Annotated in this window: 19 protein-coding genes and 1 pseudogene; 4 read left to right on the top strand and 16 right to left on the bottom strand. The window is 54.6% G+C overall.

The genetic code is table 11. The annotated features are described in order from the left end of the window. From BMY63_RS05670 to BMY63_RS12505, 7 genes are all read right to left on the bottom strand, one after another. Positions 1 to 1,596 (bottom strand): hypothetical protein, encoded by a 1,596-nt coding sequence (locus BMY63_RS05670; RefSeq protein ID WP_256218952.1) that lies wholly within the window; start codon positions 1,594 to 1,596, stop codon positions 1 to 3. Between the two features lie 400 nt (positions 1,597 to 1,996). Then, entirely contained in the window at positions 1,997 to 4,432 is a 2,436-nt protein-coding gene (locus BMY63_RS05665; protein WP_091915295.1) for a BT4734/BF3469 family protein, read from the bottom strand. Between the two features lie 5 nt (positions 4,433 to 4,437). Continuing rightward, entirely contained in the window at positions 4,438 to 4,887 is a 450-nt protein-coding gene (locus tag BMY63_RS05660) for a lysozyme (RefSeq protein WP_256218951.1), read from the bottom strand. Then, a complete protein-coding gene (locus BMY63_RS05655) occupies positions 4,884 to 5,204 on the bottom strand; it encodes a hypothetical protein (RefSeq protein WP_091915293.1) in 321 nt (106 codons plus the stop codon). The genes BMY63_RS05660 and BMY63_RS05655 overlap by 4 nt, the downstream gene beginning before the upstream one ends. A 141-nt stretch (positions 5,205 to 5,345) precedes the next feature. Beyond that, positions 5,346 to 5,816: a hypothetical protein gene (locus BMY63_RS05650; RefSeq protein ID WP_143065729.1), complete on the bottom strand. Its 471-nt coding sequence runs from the start codon at positions 5,814 to 5,816 to the stop codon at positions 5,346 to 5,348. Between the two features lie 5 nt (positions 5,817 to 5,821). Then, positions 5,822 to 6,043, bottom strand: coding sequence for a hypothetical protein (locus BMY63_RS05645; protein ID WP_091915289.1), 222 nt, complete (start codon positions 6,041 to 6,043; stop codon positions 5,822 to 5,824). 705 nt (positions 6,044 to 6,748) lie between these two features. Beyond that, on the bottom strand, positions 6,749 to 6,994 hold the full coding sequence (locus BMY63_RS12505; RefSeq protein ID WP_091915287.1) for a DUF4248 domain-containing protein: 246 nt from the start codon (positions 6,992 to 6,994) through the stop codon (positions 6,749 to 6,751). Between the two features lie 233 nt (positions 6,995 to 7,227). On the opposite strand from BMY63_RS12505, the gene BMY63_RS05635 reads away from it, so the two are divergent. From BMY63_RS05635 to BMY63_RS05630, 3 genes are all read left to right on the top strand, one after another. Continuing rightward, the gene (locus BMY63_RS05635; protein WP_091915285.1) at positions 7,228 to 7,764 is read left to right on the top strand and encodes an HU family DNA-binding protein; all 537 of its coding nucleotides are present in this window, start codon (positions 7,228 to 7,230) and stop codon (positions 7,762 to 7,764) included. A 20-nt stretch (positions 7,765 to 7,784) separates the two neighbouring features. Next, the gene (locus tag BMY63_RS12300; RefSeq protein WP_177178386.1) at positions 7,785 to 7,889 is read left to right on the top strand and encodes a smalltalk protein; all 105 of its coding nucleotides are present in this window, start codon (positions 7,785 to 7,787) and stop codon (positions 7,887 to 7,889) included. A 216-nt stretch (positions 7,890 to 8,105) separates the two neighbouring features. Next, the gene (locus BMY63_RS05630) at positions 8,106 to 9,107 is read left to right on the top strand and encodes an aldo/keto reductase (RefSeq protein WP_091915283.1); all 1,002 of its coding nucleotides are present in this window, start codon (positions 8,106 to 8,108) and stop codon (positions 9,105 to 9,107) included. 50 nt (positions 9,108 to 9,157) lie between these two features. Here the strand turns inward: BMY63_RS05630 and BMY63_RS05625 are convergent, their stop codons facing one another. The 5 genes and pseudogenes from BMY63_RS05625 to BMY63_RS05605 form a co-directional block, all read right to left on the bottom strand. Continuing rightward, on the bottom strand, positions 9,158 to 10,177 hold the full coding sequence (locus BMY63_RS05625; protein ID WP_091900231.1) for an aminotransferase class I/II-fold pyridoxal phosphate-dependent enzyme: 1,020 nt from the start codon (positions 10,175 to 10,177) through the stop codon (positions 9,158 to 9,160). A 44-nt stretch (positions 10,178 to 10,221) separates the two neighbouring features. Then, positions 10,222 to 11,001 (bottom strand): annotated as a pseudogene (locus BMY63_RS05620) (ABC transporter ATP-binding protein); the annotation flags it as partial. Next, positions 10,998 to 11,954 carry a glycosyltransferase family 2 protein gene (locus BMY63_RS05615; protein ID WP_091915279.1) on the bottom strand — a complete coding sequence of 319 codons (957 nt, stop codon included), beginning with the start codon at positions 11,952 to 11,954 and terminating at the stop codon, positions 10,998 to 11,000. The gene BMY63_RS05615 and the pseudogene BMY63_RS05620, both read right to left, overlap by 4 nt. Positions 11,955 to 11,965: 11 nt before the next feature. Further along, positions 11,966 to 13,546: a hypothetical protein gene (locus tag BMY63_RS05610; RefSeq protein ID WP_143065727.1), complete on the bottom strand. Its 1,581-nt coding sequence runs from the start codon at positions 13,544 to 13,546 to the stop codon at positions 11,966 to 11,968. A 116-nt stretch (positions 13,547 to 13,662) separates the two neighbouring features. After that, a complete protein-coding gene (locus BMY63_RS05605) occupies positions 13,663 to 14,280 on the bottom strand; it encodes a manganese efflux pump MntP (protein WP_091915275.1) in 618 nt (205 codons plus the stop codon). A 151-nt stretch (positions 14,281 to 14,431) separates the two neighbouring features. Here BMY63_RS05605 and BMY63_RS05600 point away from each other — a divergent pair, with 151 nt between their 5' ends. Continuing rightward, on the top strand, positions 14,432 to 16,618 hold the full coding sequence (locus BMY63_RS05600; RefSeq protein WP_091915273.1) for an alpha-galactosidase: 2,187 nt from the start codon (positions 14,432 to 14,434) through the stop codon (positions 16,616 to 16,618). 63 nt (positions 16,619 to 16,681) lie between these two features. Here BMY63_RS05600 and BMY63_RS05595 read toward each other — a convergent pair whose 3' ends face one another. The 4 genes from BMY63_RS05595 to nadD are packed head-to-tail and all read right to left on the bottom strand — an operon-like array spanning position 16,682 to position 20,879. Further along, the gene (locus BMY63_RS05595; protein WP_091915270.1) at positions 16,682 to 17,284 is read right to left on the bottom strand and encodes an HAD-IB family hydrolase; all 603 of its coding nucleotides are present in this window, start codon (positions 17,282 to 17,284) and stop codon (positions 16,682 to 16,684) included. 4 nt (positions 17,285 to 17,288) lie between these two features. Continuing rightward, on the bottom strand, positions 17,289 to 18,383 hold the full coding sequence (locus tag BMY63_RS05590; protein WP_091915267.1) for an acyltransferase family protein: 1,095 nt from the start codon (positions 18,381 to 18,383) through the stop codon (positions 17,289 to 17,291). Positions 18,384 to 18,385: 2 nt separating this feature from the next. After that, entirely contained in the window at positions 18,386 to 20,218 is a 1,833-nt protein-coding gene (locus BMY63_RS05585; protein WP_091915265.1) for a phosphoethanolamine transferase, read from the bottom strand. After that, on the bottom strand, positions 20,211 to 20,879 hold the full coding sequence (nadD, locus tag BMY63_RS05580; protein ID WP_091915263.1) for a nicotinate (nicotinamide) nucleotide adenylyltransferase: 669 nt from the start codon (positions 20,877 to 20,879) through the stop codon (positions 20,211 to 20,213). Before nadD ends, BMY63_RS05585 begins: the two co-directional genes overlap by 8 nt. Positions 20,880 to 20,883 lie beyond the last annotated feature (4 nt).

Below are 20,883 nucleotides of genomic sequence, written 5' to 3'. Positions count from 1 at the left end.
TTACCTATTATTTCTAGCGTTATTAATGAGTGATTGAATACAAGCATCCAAGTTTGCAAGAGTGGTACTCAAACGAGCATAGAACTGTTGGTCAAGGCCCGTAATTTGTCTGTTCAGTTGCTGGGTACCATCCTTGACGATACCAACGGCATCATTCATTCCATCTCTAGTTTCTTTCCAGAACGTACTCGCGTAATTACGCATTTCATTTAATTCCTCTAACTTCTTGACAAGCACAGTGACAGCATCAGTGAAATTACGTTGTTTCTTAACCCATTCATTTAGTTGCCTTGTTGATTGATCGAAACTTTCCATGTTGGATTTCGAAAGGTCTGCTGTCTTCTGTAGATCCGTTGATATCAACTTGAATTTCTCATCCTGAACGATGACTTCATTAAGCGTGTTAACTAGTTGTTCGAGTTTTCCGCCATCACTAACAAGTAAACGGGTATCCTCTTTTACCTTAGTAAGAGATAAGGATGTGCCCTCAAAGTTTTCTGCCATCTGTTGATACTGCGATGTGAGTGACTGAATCATCGCTTTGTTTTCAATTTGCCATTGATTCAGTTTCTCCACACTCTTATTAAGTTGATCGAAGTTTTCCTGAACCAGCTTGCTTATCAGAGCATTCATCTGTGATTGGAATTCTTCTGTTACACGCTTCATCACCTCAACCAACGCTTCTGTATTATTCTTCTTCAAGAGTTCGGAGAATTCATCGAACTTGCGTTCCAACAACTCATTCGTTTCTTTCATCTTATCTTCAATATCGACAACCTCACCATGAAGTTTATTTGTGAGATTTGTTATCTTATCAGACACTTCGCCCTCTGTCGATACCATAGCCTCCGTATGATCTATCATTTCTCCTACGTGAGTATGGATTTCTTTTGTAAACTCAGTATTTGTCTTTACTGATTCTTCAACGTTACCAACAGAGGTTAGCAGGCTCGTTGCTGATCCATCAATATTGTCAATACCACCCCTTATTGCTTCAGATGTCAGAGCTATAGCGGCAGAACTGGTTGCTACATTTTGGAGTTGAAGGGCAATGTCGTTTGCTGCTGTATTCAGACTGTTTACATTGGCACTCATCGTTTCAATATTTGCATCCATCTTCTGAATAATAGTCTGCACGAGGTTGTAGAAAACCACTTGTGCCTGTGCTTGCTTTGTTGATTCCTCTTGGAATTCAGAAACTGATTTGCAAATCACACCTGCTGCTTGGTTTATATCAGAAACACCACCAGTTTCTTCATCATATAGGTTGTTTATTCTCTTTGATAATACCAAAGAAGCAATCATACCTGCAAGCGACGTGAAAAATGCCGTCTTAAGTCCTTCCAGTAGTTCTGGTATGCTTGTGGTTAAGTCCTGAGTATTAAAACAAAGTAATCCCAAAGTAATACCTAAGAATGTGCCAAGCACACCAAGTGTTGACACCGCAGACGGTATCATTTCAATACGATGGCGATTAGCAATCAGCATGGAATTGTCCTTCTGATGGTTAATGTAAAACCATGCCCAGATTGCTACAAGAATAACAACTATCCATAAATAGGATATGTACGGGATAATGTCTTTAATAAAGTCCATTCTTGATACTATATTATATTTTCAATCATATTGTTGTAGTCAATCAACCGTATAATTTGCCCCCCATACTTTAGATGGTAGCAGTCGTGAAGCACTATCGTTTGTATATTATCGGGTCAGTTAGGGCGAGTTGATGATTGTTTCTTGTAACAAAAACGGGATGCCGCTGCATCCCTCGTTGTTAACTTTAATCTAATACTATGAAAAACATTGCAAAGATACAACTTAATTCCGAATAAACAATTATTTTCCGAATTATTTTACTGAAAACAAAAACTTTATACCCAAAAATAGGTATCAGTCGAGGGATGAGCGTAGAGAAATCCGCTACCCCCTCCCAGGGTAACGGATTGCATTGAATTATCGGAAAAAGTTTTTGTCCAATTGTCCAATTGTCCAATCAGGTCAGCAGTTGGGCGAGTTTCTTGAAACAGCCGTGCTCCTTGTCGTCTTCCACATAGCCGTCGGCCTTCAGACGTAGAATCTTCTTGTAGGCGGCATCGGGCTTGTCGTAGCCGTAGCACCGCATCACGTCGTCTCGGGTGAAGATGTCGGGCAGACGGTTGTAGCCGTCGATAGAGCGCTGCTGGTGGCGATGGCTCGCAGTCTGTACGTCGTTGTTCATGTCGTCGAAGTATTTCTCGGCGAGGACCCCGAAGAAATGCTGCTGGGTGGCGTACTGGATGCGGGCGATGAGCTCGCAGAGCTTCCAGTCGGTCTCGTCTGTCTCGTAGGTGCCGCGCCACTGCTTGCCCTCTGTATGGAGCGAGGAGAAATGGCGCATATCGATATAGGGGGCGGCATAGTTCAGGGCATGGTAGGGCACACGCTTCAGCATGAGCTCGTTGGCCTCGCTCTGGTCCTCGGCGGCATCTGTCATGCGGTTCTTCGTCCAGTCGTAAAGGTGCTTCACCAGCGACCACAACGGCAGTTCGCCTGCACGGCTGTCGAGCTTGTAGGCCCACATCTTCATGCGCTCCAGGCGCTCCCAGTCGATGCTCCGCTGCTCTTCGAAACTGATCATCTCGAAGTTGGTCTTGGGCATGGGGATGACGGCCAGACGGGTACTGAGACCGCTGCCGAAATTGCGCTCGTTGACCTTCTTCTTCAGGGCGATCGGGGTGCCTGTATAGATGTAGTTCCACGTCACTCTGAACTCATCGACGGGCGAGTCGGAGTTCTGGTACATCTGTCCGTCTTTTTCGTTATGGAAGGCTTTGAGCTCCATCGACTGCTTGTCGATCCACGAGCCGCCCTTCTGCAGGGTGATGGAGTTGTCGAGCTCGGTGTCGAAGGTGAACATATGGAGCTGCATCTCCTTGCTGTCGACGATCTCGCAGGCGTTGAGCATATCCTGGATCAGCTGGCCGTTGGAGGTGCGCGAGGGGTGGATGCGGATGATGCCCTTGGGCTTGTCCTTGCCTTCCTTGTTGGCGGCCTTCTTCTTCAGGTCCTGCTTGTAGCGGTTCAGCGCCTCCTTGCCTTCCCTGTCGGCGGCCTCGATGGGTGCCATCAGCACATCGCAGATATCGTCGGCCATCGACTTGTTGGAGGCGGGATGGCCGATGATATACAGTGAGCAGTTCAGACGGCGCTCCTGTTGGGGACGGTGGTAGAAGCGGTACCAGCAGCGTGTCATCAGGGTCATGAGCGCACCGCCACCCACGAAGAGGGCGGCAGGATACTGACTGCGTTTCAGTCCTGCGCAGAGGTCGCGCAGCATGGGGTAGTCGTCCATCAGCGCCTCGATCTCCTTTCCCCATGCCTCGAGTTGGGTGTTGAGGACTTCGACGGCGAGAGGGCTTTCGGGGGATTGGTCTTGCAAAAGGGGTTGCGGTTCTCCCTTCGACAAGTGTTGCGGTTTGCCCTTCGACAAGCTCAGGGACCGCGACAGGCTCAGGGACCGTTGAGGGCTCAGGGACCGTGTGCGGTCGATGTTGGCGAGAACCTCGCGCAATGCTCTGGAGATGCCCTTGGGCGGCTCTTTACAGGCGGAGTCGATGATGGAGATGAGCTCTTGCTCGTCGAGCCCCAGACGGGGCATGACCTGCAGGAGCAGGGCCTTGTTGTTGTCGCAGATGGCGCGCAGACTGACGGCCAGTTGGTAGAGGCGGACATTGCGCTCGCCCTCCTGCGGCTCTCCGCCCTGGCACTTCCACCACTCACGGATGATCTCACTGTAAGGACAGCCCTTGAAATGGGGGGCTGATGGGACCGTGGGAGGGGTTACAGTCGCTTTCGTAGCCTGTGAATGATTGTCTCGATATAGAGCATCATATCGCTCAGCAAACGGTTTGTTTTCATAGCTAAAAAGTGCTTTATTGATGTATAAAATGTCAGTTTCTTTACATATAAAACTCATGCGACTGGCGTCCTTGCAGCTCTCGTCGACCTCGACACCCAGCACCCGTGCCATGGCGTGTTGGTTGTCGATGAGGTTGCCCTTGGCGGCGTCGGCCTTGAAGACGACCTTCAGACCCTTTCCGCTGGGGGTGACATAGACGAGCAGGATGCCGAGGGCATCGAAATCGAGCGACTGCCAGGCGGCGAACACCTCACGGGGGTGGTCCACATGGTCGACATCCATCACACAGAGACCCGTGAGCCGGGTGGCGCTCTGCTTGCGCCAGCGGCCTACACGGCCCGACTTGGAGGTGGTCTCGTCGAAGGTGGCCTGGAAGATAAAGGCCGGCAGACGGCGCTTGTACTGGGCGTCGCCCGTCGCACGGAACTGGTCGATCAGCTCCGAACATCTGGCCGAGCCGACGAGCGCATAGAACTGTGCCTCGTCGACGGGCTGGGTGGGATGACTTAAATTTCTCTGGTAACAAAACATAACTTTCAGCTTTCAAAGAATCGATTCATTTCCCATTCACGTCGAGCCACAAGGCCCCTCAGCCGCTTGCCGTCGGCATAGACCCAGCGCATGAACTCGCGCCTGATGGTCTGCTCGGAGGCGCCCCGAAGTATCTGCTTCAGGAGCGTGGAGCGCCGCAGCTGGCGGATGCCCAGGTTGAAGGCAAACGACACAAGGGCGTCGAGCTGTCCCTGTGTCTTGACGACACCGAGGGCCATCACCTCGCGGCACACCTCGTCGACATCGCGCCGCAACAGCTCGCAGGCCCAGTAGGCCGTGATTCGGTCGCCCATCTTCACGCCCCGCGTGTGGCCGTAGCCGATCGTGGGCACGCCTGCCGCGTCGAGGTAGGCCAAGAGCCGCAGACCCTCGAAGGTCATCAGTTTCTGAATCAGTTGTTCGCTTGGTAACATCATCGTCTGGCCTCCTTTCATACGTTGTCTAACAGGTTCTCAACTTCGAGCACACCCATCGCATGCTTCAGTTCGCGGTGCATGGCCAGGTCGATCAGACGCCAACCCAGCGACTTGCGCACACTGCTGTAGAAACGGATGCGCTGTGAACTCTCTTTCATCCAGCCGTGTTCCAACTGGCACACCAGACGATCCTTACCCTTACGGCGCGGACTGCGGTTGTAGGCCCTGAACCTCAGGCGGCCTGTTTGCTGGTCGCGGTGGAGCGAGCCCTCTACATACCTGCCTTCGGTGAGTCGCTTCATGACTCCTGCCTCGATTTCAATGTTCTTTATCATTGCCTGTATGGTCTGTTGTCGTATTCAGACGGTGCAAAATTAATCACAAAAGGGATGGCAGCCAAGGACCTTTAGCGTGTCTAAGACAAAAACTAAAAGTCTTTGGCGAAAAACTAAAACTACGGGCTATTTCCTTTAGGTCTACCTAAAACTATCCAACTCTCGCTCCAGGGCTGTCCTGAATGCCTTGACAAGAAGCACGGAGCGGGGCTTCACGTGGTTGGCCTCCCACTTGTCTACGGGCAGTTGCAGATAGGTGTTGTTGTGGAACGTGCTGTAGATGGTGTTCTGCGGACAGGCATAGTCGAGGGCATACTCCTGCTGCAGCTCGTTGATCGTCGACTCGAAGAGACTGGCATTCTCGGTATAGTCGAAACAGTCGCGCAGCGCACAGAAGATGATGGCATAGGAGGAGTTGCCCCAGAACTGGTCCTGCACGGCCTTCACAGCCCTGCCGATGGCCTCTCTGCTCAGCACCTGCCGCCGCTGGCCCTCCGCCGTACCGTAGTCGTTGAAATAAAGGCTTCCCGTGTTCTCCAGTATCAGGTTCGTTACCCTGAGGCCGCCGGATGCGATCGCCTGAAACAATCGCATTTTCAGTTCGTCGTTCATAGTCGTCAGGAGTTTTGGATGGTACCTGTGTTCTCCATGATCACGACCGTCGTAGAGCTGTCTACGAGGTAAAGGTTCACTTGGTTGACGACCACGACTCTTGGTCGGCGTACGGGATGGCAGAGCGCCCATAACAGTTTAGACACACGTTTCAGTACGTTGAGGCCGTCGGCTGTCAGGACGCCCCATAGATGACTGCCTTGCAGTTCTTCGTTTGTAATTCTCATATTTCGAAAAGGTTATTGAGTTCATGCCTGATGACTCAGGGCTTTTTGTGTTCAAAAAGATCGTGAGTAGTAGTGCCTAGTTCAGATTCAAGATCACGACAGGTTTCCTTTTTAAAAAAGGGAGGGGAGTCACAAAGTGATTTGTTCCTCCCCCCGACCCAAAACTTGGTGTTTCTTATAATTCTGGTGCAAATATAAGCATAATATTCTGAACAAGCAAGCGTTAGGGTGATTTTTTTTGAAAAAATTCGTTTTGAGGGGCAGTACGATGGGCATGGTGTTTGGACGACTGAAATGGTGATTGGACAATTGGACAATTGGACAAAACTTAAATTCGATTGGAACAGACGGTGCTAATGACAAGAATTTAATTATATTATATATTATAATATATAATATAATTAATATAATATAATATATTAATTATTTTTTTCTTTGTCTTGACTTCGACAAAGAAAAAACTTTTTGTCCAATTGTCCAATTGTCCAATTTTGATTCAACGTTTTTTCAGGGATAAGACTGCTTCGGCAAAGTGAATATTGATAGAATAAATTTACAAAATCGGCACTTCCGAAGACAAGGCTACGGAAGGCTCCCAGCACCGTCGCGGTATGCTCGGAGGAAAACGGGTGGTTCGTCGACGGAAAATCTGTCTTTCCCCGAAGGAAACCCAGAGGGCGCTGAAACGCCCTGAAAGTGGGGCGTTCAGGGTCGGCCGAGCACCTGATAAATTTTGTTTACTTCCGTAGGAAGGAACGTCCTGCGGCGGAGGGTGGCGAGGTGGCTTAACGACGGCTCGTCGGCCAGAAGCTGGCGCAGTTTTCGCCATGCCGACGGGGACTGGACAAAGGGGAAATACTGCTGTGCTAGTTCGGTACGTCCGAGGGCAGACTGATGGAGGTGGGTGTTCGTTGGGGTGCCAGAGGCGGAAAAGGGTTGTTTTTCTTGCATTTGTCGAGGGCGGAATCGCGTTTGATTCCACCTACAAAGGTACGAAAAAAACACGAGAAATCGGCAAAAAACGCATAGGAATCCGAGCATAACGTGCCATAATGTGCCATAATGTGCCATAACGTGCAACAACAGGATTCGCTCAAGGAAAATGCTTGGTGACTGGCGCGATTTGTCGTAACTTTGCAGCGACAAAACAATCGTACAACATTTCGACCCAACGATTTTTAATTATGGCAACAGAAGTTATTGCATTTCCTGTGAACCTGAGACAGAACAGAAACCCGGAGAACATCGGCTACGGAAAGTATTACCCCGAGGCCGACTCGAAAGAGCCGCTGAACCTGAAGGGCTTCGCCAAGCACCTGACGGAGCACGGCAAGCTGGTGGACTACCCCATGGCGGTACTCGTGCTGCAGCACATCGTGAGCTGCCTGAAGGAGATGGCCATCCAGGGACAGCCCGTGAAGCTCGACGGATTCGGCACGTTCACACCCATAATCGAGAGCGAGAGCAAGAAGATTCCAATGTCTGTGGAGGAGGCGATGAACACGGGCATAGACAACCTGATCGCGGGCGTTCACCTGCGTTTCATCCCTGAGAACACGAAGGGGGAGAAGCTGACCAGTCGCGCCCTGAAGGGCGACTGCACGTTCAAGGCGGCCTACGTGGTGGCGCGCAAGACCAAGACCGTGAACGGTAAGCAGGTGGCTTACCAGGAGAAGATTCCCATCTCGAGCTTCGCCGTGGCATCGGCTCAGGGCGACTAAGACCGGAAAGGAGGTGAACGATGATGAAGCGAACAACCATCAAGAAGATCCTGCATGTGCTGGTGAACATCCTGACAGCCGCACTGACGGCACTCGGCACAACGAGTTGCGTGAACGGTTTTTAATTTTAGGGGCAGTTGTTAAGAATTACTTAACAACTGCTTTTTCAACTTAACACTTTCTATTTCAACGTTTTATCTACATGATGGCTTATCCATTGCCTTGAGGTGGCAAAAATGTTTTTATTCTGTCTTGCTTCTTTCATGCGAAAGATTTTGTATATTTGCGGCTGGAAACAAGGAGGGATGCTTCTGATTAATAACACTAAAAACATCTGATTGATGAAGAGAAAATATGTGGCGGCGCAGGAGCGCTATGACAACGGGATGGTGTATGAGCGCTGCGGGCGCTCGGGGGTGATGCTGCCGAAGGTGAGCCTCGGCTTCTGGCATAACTTCGGGAGCGTGGATCCGTATGAACGGAGCCGGGAGATCACACGTTATGCCTTCGACCACGGCATCACACACTTCGACCTGGCTAACAACTACGGGCCGGTGTACGGATCGGCCGAGGAGACGCTGGGACGACTGATGGACGAGGACTTCAGACCGTACCGCGACGAGCTGTTCATCTCGACGAAGGCGGGCTACGACATGTGGCCTGGACCGTACGGCGACTGGGGCAGCAGGAAATATCTGATGGCGAGTATCGACCAGAGTCTGAAACGCATGAGGATCGACTACGTGGATCTGTTCTACAGTCACCGCTACGACCCGAAGACACCGCTGGAGGAGACGCTACAGGCACTGGTGGACATCGTACGGGCAGGCAAGGCGCTGTATGTGGGCATATCCAACTGGCCGCTGGAGGCGCTACGACAGGGCTACGACTACCTGAAGGCGCGCGACGTGCCGCTGCTGATCTACCAGGGACGGCTGAACATGCTGGACCGTAAGCCGCAGCAGGAGGGGATACTCGACTTCTGTGCGGAGAAGGGGGTGGGGTTCATCGCTTTCTCACCGCTGGCACAGGGTCTGCTCACGGACCGTTACCTGAACTGCGTGTCGACGGCCGACGGGACTGTCGGCGGCATACCGGAGGACTCAAGGATGTCGAAGGGGAAGTTCCTGAGGAGCGAGATGCTCACGCCGGAGCTGCTGACCAGGCTGAGGCACTACAACGAGGTGGCCGCAGGGCGCGGGGAGTCGCTGGCGGAGATGGCGCTGGCCTGGATCCTCGCCCAGAAAGCGGTGACGTCGGTGCTGGTGGGTGCCAGTTCGACGGCGCAACTGGAGAAGAACCTCCGCTGTGTGGGTGCGACGCCGTTCGACGAGGATCTGTGATCGGAGGAATCGAGAAAAAACGAAAAGAGGATATCGTGTAGGGCTCTCTGTCAGCAGAGGGCCTTATATTTTTGGATGGCCTCGACCAGGGCGTCGTCTTCCTCGGGGGTCTGGGCCGTCACACTGAAGCAGTGGTTGTCGAGGCCACGGAAGTTGGAGGCGTCGCGGATGAGGATGCCATGGTTGTCGACGAGCCATTTCTTCAGATGCTGCGTATTGCCGAAGTCGATGTTCACCAGCATGAAATGGGTGTGGGTGTTCATGACCATCACACCGCTGATGGCCGACAGGCGCTCGCGCAGGCGCTGGGCCTCGGCGAGGTAGGCTCTCAGGTCGGGGATCATCGTCGGGTCGTTCTCGACCAGGTACTTGCCGGCCTCGATCGCCAGGGCGTTCACCGTCCAGGGCTGACGGATCTGGCGCAGACGGTCGATGATGATCGGCGAGCTGAAGATATAACCCAGGCGCAGACCCGGGATGCAGTATTTCTTCGACAGGGAACGGATGAGCAGCAGGTTATAGCAGTCGGTCATCTCGACGGGCTCGAGCATCGGACTCAGGGTGTAGTCGGCGTACGACTGGTCGAGGACATAGACATAACGGGGGTTCTGACGGATGATGTGGTTGAGCAGGCTCTTCAGCAGCACGTTGCCCGTGGGGTTGTTGGGGTTGCAGAGCCAGTAGAGACGCTTCTCGGGCAGCACATCGAGCTCGTCGGTCATCTCGTAGGAGATGAGATGGTCGAAGGCCTTACAGGCATCCTCGTACTCGTTGAAGGTGGGCTGTGGGATCACGGAGGCCCAGCCTTTGTAGAGCTGCGCCACCAGATAGATGGCCTCGGTGGCGCCATTGGTCACCATCAAGGTGCTCTCGGGCACACCCAACTGGGCGGCCAGCAGTCGTTCGAGCTCGCGCGGCTCGGGCTCGGGGTAGTGGCCCACCACCTCGAAGTGCCGCATCAGGTGGGTCTTCAGGTCGGAGAGGTCGGCGCCTTGGTAGACCTTCGTACTGAAATTCATCTTCACCTTGTCGCCATAGCGAAAAGCATCATCACCATGTCCGTAAAGCATAGGTCTTCTTCTTATTTATCGGGTATAGTATCGTCGTTGCGGATAATCCGGATGGTCAGCGTGTCGCGGTCGAAGACAATGCCCTCGCGCTCGATAAAGCGGCCGAGGACGCCCTCTTGGGCCAGGGCCTGGGGGCTGCCGATGACGACCCCGTCGGCACGCGACATCAGCCAGATGGTGTCGGCCAGCTGCAGGGCCAGCTCCACATCGTGGGTGGAGAGGAAGACGGTCTTCCCGGCCTGACGACTGATGCGGCGGAGCAGCTGCAGCACCTCGACCTTGCTGGGGTAGTCGAGGAAGGCGGTGGGCTCGTCGAGGTAGATGACGGGGGTCTGCTGTGCCAGGGCCTTGGCGATCATCACCTTCTGTCGCTCGCCGTCGCTCAGCGTATGGACCATACGACGGCTCAGATCGCCGATGCCCACCAGGGCGATGGCCTCGTCGACGACGCGGAGATCGGACTTGGAGTAGGTGCCCCAGAACCCGGTATAGGGGGAGCGCCCCAGGCTGACGAGCTCGCGCACCGTCATGTTCCTGACGTCGGGCTTCTCGGTGAGCACCACCCCGATGCGACGGCTCAGCTCCTTGTCGGTAAAGGTGGAGAGCTCGCGCCCTTCGACATACACCTCGCCGCCTGTCTTCGGCAGAAAGGCGGAGAGGGTGCGTAAGAGCGTGGACTTGCCCACGCCGTTGGCACCGAGCAGACAGGTGAGCTCGCCGCTCCTGATGGCGCCGTCGATGCCGGCAGCCACCGTTCTCACACCGTGCCTCGTCTGATAGCCGATGCTGAGGTGTCTGAGCTCTATCGTGCCACCGTCATTCATACGATCTTCTCGATGTGATAACGCGGACGGTGCTTCACCTCGACATAGATCTTACCGACGTACTCGCCGATGCAACCCAGCGACATGATAACCACACCGCCAATCAACCACAGGGATACCAACAGAGAGGTCCAGCCTGGCACCACCGACCCTCTGATATAGGAGTAGATGCCCCACGCCAGCACCACCAGGCCGACGACGAAGCAGCACAGGCCGACGACGAAGATGACGGTGATGGGCTTGATGCTGAACGAGGTGATGCCATCGAGGGCGAAAGCCAGCATCTTTCCGAACGGATACTTGCTCTCGCCGGCAAAGCGCTCGGCACGGTCGTAATAGACGCTCTTCGTCGTGAAGCCCAGCAGCGGCACCAGTCCACGGAGGAACAGGTTGCGCTCGGGATACTCGCACAACGCCTCTACGGCGCGACGGCTCATCAGACGGTAGTCGGCATGGTTGTAGACGGTATCGGTGCCCATGGCGGCCATCAGCTTATAGAACGCCAGGGCCGTCGTGCGCTTGAACACCGTATCGGTCTGACGCTCCTTACGCACACCATACACGATGTCGGCACCCTCGAGGTAACTGTCGACCATCGCGGCGATGGCGTTGACATCATCCTGCAGGTCGGCATCGATGGTGACGATGGCGTCGGCCTCGGTCTTGAACGACTCCATGCCTGCCATCAGCGCATTCTGGTGGCCGGCATTGTGGGCCAGCTTCACACCCCGCACCTGACTGCCCTCCTGCTGGAGCTGACATATCAGCGGCCACGTAGCGTCCTTGGAGCCGTCGTCGACATAGGCCACAAAACTGCTGGACGCGATCTTCGACTTGGCGGTCAACTCGCCCAACAGTCCTGTCAGGCGTTTGTTGGTCTCCGTCAGTACGGCTTCCTCATTATAGCACGGTACGACGATAACCAGTCTGGGAGGGGTGTTCTCTGTCTGCATAACTTCTTCGCTTATTCGTTTAACTGATACAGTCGGTCGGCCTTCTTCGTGAGCTTGCCCGTCTGCGCGATCTCGTCAAGGATATGCGCCGTGGGCGTGGCGGCCACCACATACTTGTCGCCTGCCACCATCTTCGAAGAAAGGCTGTCGATATAGGATTCTATCTGTTGCTTGTCTCTCACGCCCTCATACAGGATGACCCGCCAGAAATGCAGGTCGCGCTGCGAGTCTGAGATCGTGAAACGGTAGTCTTGGGGCATGGAGGGCACCACACAGAAACGACTCTCGTCTGTCATCTGGTCGAAGGCGACGGGGGCCGAGGTGCCCCACTCGAAGGTGAGGATGTCGGACGTGCCGACACTGTCGAGCACGGCCTTCTGCTGCGCGCGCCACGTGCCGAGGGCGCTCTTGAACTGGTGGATATACCATGTATAGAACAGATGGCCTGAGGCCAGCATCGCCTCATCGTTCGTCAGGAGCTGATAGCCGGCTCCGAGGCCCAGCGTGACCTCGGCACGGGCTGTCTGTGTGGTATACAGGGGCAGCACCATGCCGGCCTGCTGCAACGGACAGGACTGTAGCCACGGCATGTCCACACTGCGCTTCCGCAGGGAGACGGTCATCAGGAGCAGGGCCAGCACCAGGGCCGTCCACTTGAGGACAGGGCGGCGGCGCAGCGTCTGCTCCAGCCACGACAGGGCGCGCACGCCTGCGATGATGACAAAGGGTGCATTATACAGGAAATGCTTCGACGCGTTGCCGAAGGAGGCATAGATGCCATGGAGCAGGAGGATGGGCAGCAGCACGAGGAACAGCTCTTTCCACCGCCGCTGGGCGATGATCACACAGAGGCCGATGGGGAGCAGGATGAGATAGGTCAGGGAATAGAAGCCGAAGATGGCGAGGATACGCTCGATCGGCGTAATGATATGGTTCCACTGCTGGTAGCTGCCGTAGGTGTTCAGGGCGTCGGCGCGCAGCAGCCAGAAGAAGAACAGGGCCGCCGCCACGACGATGACCGCATAGACGGCTGAGGTCTGGATGGTCTGTCGCAACGTCTTTCCCTGGTAGATCAGCAACGGCAGGATGGCGGGGAACACGATCACGATATCCAGGCGGAACAGGATGGCGAGGCACATGAGCACCCCCGACAGTGCATAGCGCTGGCGACTCATGAGGATGAGCGCCCACAGGAAACAGGCTACCGAGGGGATGGCGGTGTTGGGGTACATCGCGATGGCATACATCTCGGGCAACAGGATGGCGGCTATCAGAATGCGCGTCTTACTGGCTTGTGTGATCTGGCGGGCGAAGGTGATACAGCCTGCCAGGAACACGAAGGACGACACGACCGTCAGGACGCAGTATATCTGCTCGCAGGTGAGGAATGGCAACAGGTGCTTCAGGGCGACAATGAGGATCGTGATCAGCGGCTGCATGCGGTATTCATAGGAATAGACGGGCGGCAACGACCAGCCGTTACGATACATCACATCACATCCCAGAATAATCTCATTACCATCGGTCTCATAGCACTGAAGGGGGAAAATGCCCAGACACATCCATGCGACAAACAGCACCAGTAGTATCAAAAAAAATCTCTCACTCTTACACATAGCATCTGCAAATATACGAATTATTTCCAATACTCTCTATACGAAAAAGGAAAAAAGTACGACATAACGCCCAACTTCTTGTCGGCCGAGCCTCATCCGACACCCCACAGATGGGACACCAGGATCTTCACACCTATCAGAATCAGGATGATGCCGCCGAGGATGCCAGGCTTCAGACGACGGGCCAGCGGTCCACCGAAACGAAGGCCCAGACGGGTGCCGAGGAGGCTGAACAGGAAGGACACTACGGCGATGATCGGCAGCGGAACCATGAGCTGCGAGAGATGACGATAGCCCATACACGCAAACGAGACGCCGACAGCCAGGGCGTCGATGCTCGTGGCCACGGCCAGCAACAGCTGGGTGCGGAGGCGGTGGGGGTTGAAATGCTGCTCCTCCTCGGGCGAGAAGGCCTCGCGGATCATGTTGCCGCCGATGAAGGCCAGCAGCACAAAGGCGATCCAGTGGTCGTAGGCCTCTAACTGTCGACTGAACCAGCTGATGCCCAACCACCCTATCAGGGGCATCAGGGCCTGGAAGAAGCCGAAAAGGAAGGCCATGCGCAACCGTGTGTGGAGTATCGGGCACGACGCATGACGGTCGTCGTGTGCCGCCGTCCGCGCACGGACAATGACACCACTCACGATGGAGACAGCGAAACAGTCCATCGCCAGAGCAACGGCCAACAAGATGATATCTAATAAGTTCATATAGTACTATCTGTTCTTTTCTCTGTACTTTGTCGCAAAAGTACAAAGAAACACGCAGAAAACAAAAGAAACAGGTCTGTTTTTTCCCCTGTTTGTCGATTTCTTCGTATCTTTGTACGCGATTAAACGCATCAATAACTAAAGCATTCTTATGAAAAAAACGCTATTCCTCGCCCTCCTGATGCTCTCGTCGCAGATGGCAGAGGCGAAACAGGTAACGGTCCAGACCAAGAACATGACGATGGTTCTGAACGTGGACGAAGGGAAACAGCCACAGTATGTCTATTTCGGCGCTAAGCTCAGCGACTACGACCTGGCACATCTGCAGGCGCCGAGAGGCGGCAGGATGGATGCCTATCCCGCCTACGGCATGGACTGTCCTGCAGAGGCCGCCCTGGCCATGCGGCATGCCGACGGCAGTCTGGCTACGGAACTGGTGGCCACAGGGGTTGAGCAACAGGACGGTGTGACCCGTATCCACCTGAAGGATACCGTCTATCCCGTCACCGTCGACCTTTGCTACAAGGGGTATCAGGATGTGGATATGATCGAGACCTGGACGGAGATCAGGAACGGAGAGGCTAAGCCTGTCACCCTGACGCAGTTTGCCTCCTGCTGTCTGCCCATCCGCCGCGGTAACGTGTGGATCAGCTCTTTCTACGGCTCGTGGGGCAACGAGGGTATCCTCTGTGAGGAGCCGCTGACACCAGGCGAGAAGATCATCAAGAACAAGGACGGCGTGCGCAACGCTCATACGAGTCGCGGAGAGGTGATGTTCTCACTCGACGGCAAGGGACAGGAGAACAGCGGCGACGTGATCGGTGCCGCCATCTGCTACTCGGGCAACTATCTGCTGAAGGTGGAGACTGATGACAGCGACTACCACTATTTCTTCGCTGGCATCAACCCCGACAACTCGGAGTACCACCTGAGGAAAGGCGAGACGTTCGTCACCCCGAAGATCGCCCTGAGCTTCTCCAAGGCAGGACTCTCGGGCGTATCACGTAACTTCCACAAGTGGGGGCGCGAATATATGCTCGCCCATGGCAACAAGGAGCGCAAGGTGCTGCTGAACTCATGGGAGGGTGTCTACTTCGACATCAACCAGCAGGGCATGGACCAGATGATGGGCGACATCGCCTCGATGGGGGGTGAGCTCTTCGTGATGGACGACGGCTGGTTCGGCGACAAGTACCCCCGCAAGACTGACAACTCCTCGCTCGGCGACTGGGTGGTCGACAGGAACAAACTGCCTGAGGGTATCGAGGGTCTGCTGCGCGACGCCAAGAAGCACGGTATCAAGTTCGGCATCTGGATCGAGCCAGAGATGGCCAACACCGTCTCCGAACTCTACGAGGCTCATCCCGACTGGATCATCAAGGCCCCGAAGCGCGAGCCCGTACAGGGGCGCGGCGGCACACAGGTGGTGCTCGACATGAGCAACCCCAAGGTGCAGGACTACGTGTTCTCGATCGTCGACAACCTGATGACCAAATATCCTGAGATCGACTATATCAAATGGGATGCGAACATGTCTGTCATGAACCATGGCTCACAATACCTGACCATGAACGACCAGAGTCATCTCTATATCGAGTACCACCGTGGCTTCCAAAAGACCTGCCAGCGCATCCGCGCCAAATATCCCGACCTCACCATCCAGGCTTGTGCCTCTGGTGGCGGACGGGCCAACTGGGGCGTGCTGCCCTACTTCGACGAGTTCTGGGTGAGCGATAATACGGATGCCCTCCAGCGCATCTACATGCAGTGGGGCACCAGCTATTTCTTCCCTGCCATCGCGATGGCGGCGCATATCTCTGCTACGCCCAACCACACCGTGCAGCGCACCACCTCGATCAAATACCGTATCGACGTGGCCATGAGCGGTCGCCTCGGCATGGAGATCCAGCCGAAGAACATGACGGACGTGGAGAAGGAGATCTGTCGCGAGGCCATCAAAGAATATAAAGAGGTAAGACCTATCGTTCAGCTGGGCGACATCTTCCGTCTGGTCTCTCCCTACGACAAGAAGGGTATCGCCTCACTGATGTATGTAAACGAGGAGAAGACCAAGAGCGTGTTCTTCTGGTGGAAGACGGAGTCGTTCCAGAACGAGCACCTGCCTCGTGTGAAGATGGCTGGTCTTGATGCCAAGAAGATGTATAAGGTGCATGAGCTGAACCGTATCGACCGCTTCCCGATGGATATCGAGGGGAAGGTGTTCAGTGGCGAATACCTGATGAACAACGGTCTGGAGATGCCCCGCAGCAACAACCCCAAATGGGCATCGATGCGTAGCGACTGGTCGAGTCGCGTGCTCTACCTTGAGGCGGAATAATCTGACAGTTGGCTGTTAGCTGTTTGGTTAACAGCCAACTGCTTTTATGAAGCTTTTCATCAACTAAAAAGATCTGAGAAACCCTTGATCGGCAAAGGCAAGCAACTCGCGGTCGCCACGGCTGTCGCCATAAGCCGTCAGGTGATAGGTCTCACGGTGAGGGTATAGGGCCAGAAGTCGTTCCACTTTCTCCTGTCCGTAGCAGTTGCGGGTGAGGAAGCGGCCCGTGAGTCGACCGTCTTGTATCTCGATCTGCGTACCTACCACTGTCACTGGCGGCAGACGGTCGTCGCCTTCGAAGAACGGCCGTACCCAGTTGTCGATAGACGCGCTGATGACAACGATCTCGGCACCCTCGGCGGCTGCCTGTCGCATGGTCTCTACCCCTTTCAGACGGAGCAGATGACGACTGTCGGCCGCGAACGAGCGACAGAGCGCATTAAAGGTCTCCTCAGTCATCCCTCGGAAATAGTAAGAGAAGATACGCTGCTTCGCCTTCCAGTTCGGATAGAGGTGTAGCTTCATCAGCACCAGCAGATGGGCATGACGGAGGAATCCCCCCACAAAGGCTTTGGTACCCTTTGCATAACGGATAAACGCCAGCAACGTGTCGTGAGTGGTCAGCGTACCGTCGAAGTCGAAAGCATAGACGTTGGTTATGGGCATCTGACTAAAGCCTCGGACAGGCAATCTCGTTGATCAGCTTCTTCACATACCACGACAGCAGGATGGTCGCTGCGACATAGAGGAGCAGGCCGGCATACATATCATCACGAATATAAGGACGCACGAAGATCTTACGCACCAACGGGTGCGTCACGAAGATGGCGGCGGAGATCGTACCCAACCAGACTACATAGGGGAAGACCTGCTTCGGGATAAGCTTCACCAATGCGATGGTTCCTGTAATGATGAAGACTGGTATCCAGAGCCAGGCCTGTGCATAGAAGCTCATCAACAGCGTCAGACCTATAGAGACGACCAGCGTCAGGATCTTCAGCCAGAGCTGCTGCTTGTCTGTCAGGCTCCAATGGAGAGCCGACGACATCGACCAGTGCCCCACCAGCACACCCACGCCGAAGGGCAGCATCCCGCCGACAAAGTTGTAACGCAGACGCTCGAGCAGCACATTATCGTCGAGGAAGAACTCCTGCCACATCCAGCATACGAAGATCAGTAACACCACAAACACCCAGTGTGTGCGGTACATCACCAGGCGGTAGAAGATGTAGAGTTGCATGGTCACACTGAAATACCAGTAGGGACCAGGCCACACCACCTCTGACGGATGTTCGAAGAAGTTGGCATACATGCCCAAGATGGCAACCGCCTCACTCAGCTTATAGCGATGGATGCCAGGGGTAAAGGCATCGAAGAGCGTGAACAACACAAAGCCGACGATCAGGATGCGGAAGAGCTTCAGGTAGTTATACCTGATAAAACGCCAGATGCCAACAGGTTGGGTCTGTCTCTTCTTGAGGTTACGACTGTTCTCGTATTTCATCACCAGACCATAGCCACTCAGGAAGAGGAACACGGGCACACCATAGTGGCCGAAGAAAGAGATCAGGTGCATCGGCAACAGGTCGTCGGTGTTACAGAGGACCGTCCACAGGCGGTCCGACTTCCACATCTGCCAGTTATACTCGTTCTCACGAACGATGCCTGTCAGCCAATGACAGTAGTTGTGCAGCATGATGCCCAGGATGGCTATCCCCTTCATCGCCGTACACTCTTTCCGTGTCAGAAAATCCTCATTCACCATTGTTACTTCTTTTTCAGTTGGTCATAGTCGGTCACCCCTTTCAGGATACGGGGCCTACGGGTATCATAGTCAGGACTGATCACGTTGCAAGAGTCGTGATAGTACTTACAGGAGATGCCGCCGAGATAGAGTAGCAGATGAGCCAGACGGTCAGTCATCAGCGGTCTGTCCTTCGCATCCTTGATGGCCTGCCAGCCATAGGGATGGTTCTCTATATACTTCGGGGAGCCCCAGATCCAGAACGGGATCTCAAACTCCTCACGTGCCAGTCGGTAGTCGATGGCTGCCGCATGCATCCGCCCATATATATACGGGCGTCCGTTGAAGATCTCCTCGGCATGGTCGGGCATATAGATCACCAACGCATCCTTGTCGGCGAACTTCCGCGTGACCTCCGCCACGACAGAGTCGTTGTAGAGCACGGAGTTATCATAGTCGGCCAGTATCAGCTTCTGTTTGTTACTCAGGTCGGGACGGTCGTACATCGCTGCCCGCAGGTGCTTCCGCGTGGCCTGCGGATAGCGCGACTTATACATCAGGTGCGATCCCATCAGATGCAGGATCACCAGATTATGCTCCGTGTTCTCCTTCTTCAGTCGCTCGTACTCGTCGAGTACGCCTTCGTCGAAGCGGAAGAGTTTCGTGTTACGGGTGTCAAACTGTGCCTTGCTCAGTTCGGGGTGGTTCAGGAAGAAGCCTCCACTGAAGTCGTAGACCGCCTCGTCGGCCTCAGGCAGGAACTGGTTGGTGATGAACGTGACATGATAGCCTGCCTGACGGAACACCTCTGGGAAGAGTGGGTAGTCGCACCAGTCGCCTGGGTCGCCCACGGTATAGAGCGACATGATCTGCTTGAACACGTAGCTCGTGAGGTTCCACGGGGCCACCACATCGGTAAACGGTATCAGCGAGCCTTCCTTCGCCAGCGCAAGCTGACGGGGGGTCGTCGGCATCTTATAGCCATAGAGCTGTGAGTGGTGTTTGTTATAGCTCTCGCCGATCACCAGTATGATGTTCGGCACACGGAAGGAACAGCTGTCGACCACCACCTTGTCTTTCACAGAGACCAGTGTCTCCAACTGGTGAGAGGCAAGACTGTTCGCATAGAGACTGAACACCAGACGGTAGATGGGCAGATAGAGCTCTGCCTTCGGCTTCAGCGTCAGCTGGTGCTCCACCTCACCGATGGTCTTCTTCGTCATCAGTCGGTGGATGGCCTCCTTGTTGGTCCAGCACTCATCATAGGCATGATACATCAGCACTGCGACCCCGATGCCAAGGGCACAGCGTAGGGCGGTGCTCAGGAAGTTTGTCACTCCCGGGTTCAGTACTGGTAGTATCAGTCGTTTCCTCAGGCGACAGAGGCCTCGGCGCAGCAACGTCCACAGAATATGCGCCAGGAGGATCAACAGGATATAGCCCACCTTTGACGTGAGGACATCCCAACTGAGATAGCCGGCCAGGAACTCGCCAGCCTCCTGACTGTTAGTCTCGCCGACAAGCATCAGCATCGTCGGCGTCAGCGTTGACTCAAAGCGCACATAACAGTACATGTCTGCTATCGCCACACCATAGAACAGGATATAGAGCAGTGCCTTGACCCAGATACGGACCTTCCGTGGGATCAGCGTCAGAACGACACAGACGATATAAAGATCAAAGAAAAGCTCCAGGGCCGAGAGTTCGTAAGGCTCGGCGCCGTTCACATGTAGAGGAATCTCCACCTGTGTACACAGCCAACCGAGTACGAACATAAAAACAAAGAACGCACCGTTCTGTTCGATCGGGGCGAAGAGATATCCTATCCACTTGAATATATTCAGTCGTCTAAGCATAATAACCGTTTCTCTTGATGATGTCTGCTACGGCACGCGGCACCAGTTGTCGGATGCTCCGCCCCTCACGGATCCGTCGACGGATATCCGTGCTCGAGATATCGATCAGTTCCGCCTCGACAAGGCTCACCTGTCGGCCGTCGATGCCGGACAAAGCAGCTTCCATGGTCTCACGTCGCGGATAGACCACCACTCGGTAGCTCTTCAGGATATCCTCATGACGATACCACTGGTCGAAAGAGGCCCAGTTGTCGCCTCCGATCATCAGCACGAACTCCCGATCGGGATAGTCGCTGCTCAGAGCCTGCAGCGTGTTCCAGGTATATGACGGCCGCGGCAGATGCATCTCATAGTCACAAGCCACAATACCCGACTCATTCTTCACCGCCGCCCTGGCCATCGTCAACCGTTCCTCGTCGCCGAGCAAGTCGCTCTGTTGTTTCAGAGGGTTCTGCGGCGACACCATCAGCCACACCTCGTCGAGCTGCGCCTTTTCCCTGAGAAGCCTCGCCAGTGCGAGGTGCCCATTGTGTATCGGGTTAAACGAACCCCCGAAGAGCCCTGTGACCGTCTTCTGCGCCTCCGAAGAGATACCCTTCCCCCGCTCCTCCGAAGGAGAGGAGAATTTGTTGAGGTTCTTTGGAGGATTATTCTTATTCATTTCT

This window comes from Prevotella aff. ruminicola Tc2-24, assembly GCF_900110895.1.
Classification (GTDB): domain Bacteria; phylum Bacteroidota; class Bacteroidia; order Bacteroidales; family Bacteroidaceae; genus Prevotella.
Note: the sequence above shows the minus strand (reverse complement) of the source record. Positions and strands in the feature narration are given on the sequence as shown.

Bases quoted from the DNA above. Each gene is read 5' to 3' on its own strand.
- BMY63_RS05670 (WP_256218952.1), bottom strand. From the start codon at position 1,596: ATGGACTTTATTAAAGACATTATCCCGTACATATCCTATTTATGGATA.
- BMY63_RS05665 (WP_091915295.1), bottom strand. From the start codon at position 4,432: ATGTTTTGTTACCAGAGAAATTTAAGTCATCCCACCCAGCCCGTCGAC.
- BMY63_RS05660 (WP_256218951.1), bottom strand. From the start codon at position 4,887: ATGAAAGGAGGCCAGACGATGATGTTACCAAGCGAACAACTGATTCAG.
- BMY63_RS05655 (WP_091915293.1), bottom strand. From the start codon at position 5,204: ATGATAAAGAACATTGAAATCGAGGCAGGAGTCATGAAGCGACTCACC.
- BMY63_RS05650 (WP_143065729.1), bottom strand. From the start codon at position 5,816: ATGAACGACGAACTGAAAATGCGATTGTTTCAGGCGATCGCATCCGGC.
- BMY63_RS05645 (WP_091915289.1), bottom strand. From the start codon at position 6,043: ATGAGAATTACAAACGAAGAACTGCAAGGCAGTCATCTATGGGGCGTC.
- BMY63_RS12505 (WP_091915287.1), bottom strand. From the start codon at position 6,994: ATGCAAGAAAAACAACCCTTTTCCGCCTCTGGCACCCCAACGAACACC.
- BMY63_RS05635 (WP_091915285.1), top strand. From the start codon at position 7,228: ATGGCAACAGAAGTTATTGCATTTCCTGTGAACCTGAGACAGAACAGA.
- BMY63_RS12300 (WP_177178386.1), top strand. From the start codon at position 7,785: ATGATGAAGCGAACAACCATCAAGAAGATCCTGCATGTGCTGGTGAAC.
- BMY63_RS05630 (WP_091915283.1), top strand. From the start codon at position 8,106: ATGAAGAGAAAATATGTGGCGGCGCAGGAGCGCTATGACAACGGGATG.
- BMY63_RS05625 (WP_091900231.1), bottom strand. From the start codon at position 10,177: ATGCTTTACGGACATGGTGATGATGCTTTTCGCTATGGCGACAAGGTG.
- BMY63_RS05615 (WP_091915279.1), bottom strand. From the start codon at position 11,954: ATGCAGACAGAGAACACCCCTCCCAGACTGGTTATCGTCGTACCGTGC.
- BMY63_RS05605 (WP_091915275.1), bottom strand. From the start codon at position 14,280: ATGAACTTATTAGATATCATCTTGTTGGCCGTTGCTCTGGCGATGGAC.
- BMY63_RS05600 (WP_091915273.1), top strand. From the start codon at position 14,432: ATGAAAAAAACGCTATTCCTCGCCCTCCTGATGCTCTCGTCGCAGATG.
- BMY63_RS05595 (WP_091915270.1), bottom strand. From the start codon at position 17,284: ATGCCCATAACCAACGTCTATGCTTTCGACTTCGACGGTACGCTGACC.
- BMY63_RS05590 (WP_091915267.1), bottom strand. From the start codon at position 18,383: ATGGTGAATGAGGATTTTCTGACACGGAAAGAGTGTACGGCGATGAAG.
- BMY63_RS05585 (WP_091915265.1), bottom strand. From the start codon at position 20,218: ATGCTTAGACGACTGAATATATTCAAGTGGATAGGATATCTCTTCGCC.
- nadD (WP_091915263.1), bottom strand. From the start codon at position 20,879: ATGAATAAGAATAATCCTCCAAAGAACCTCAACAAATTCTCCTCTCCT.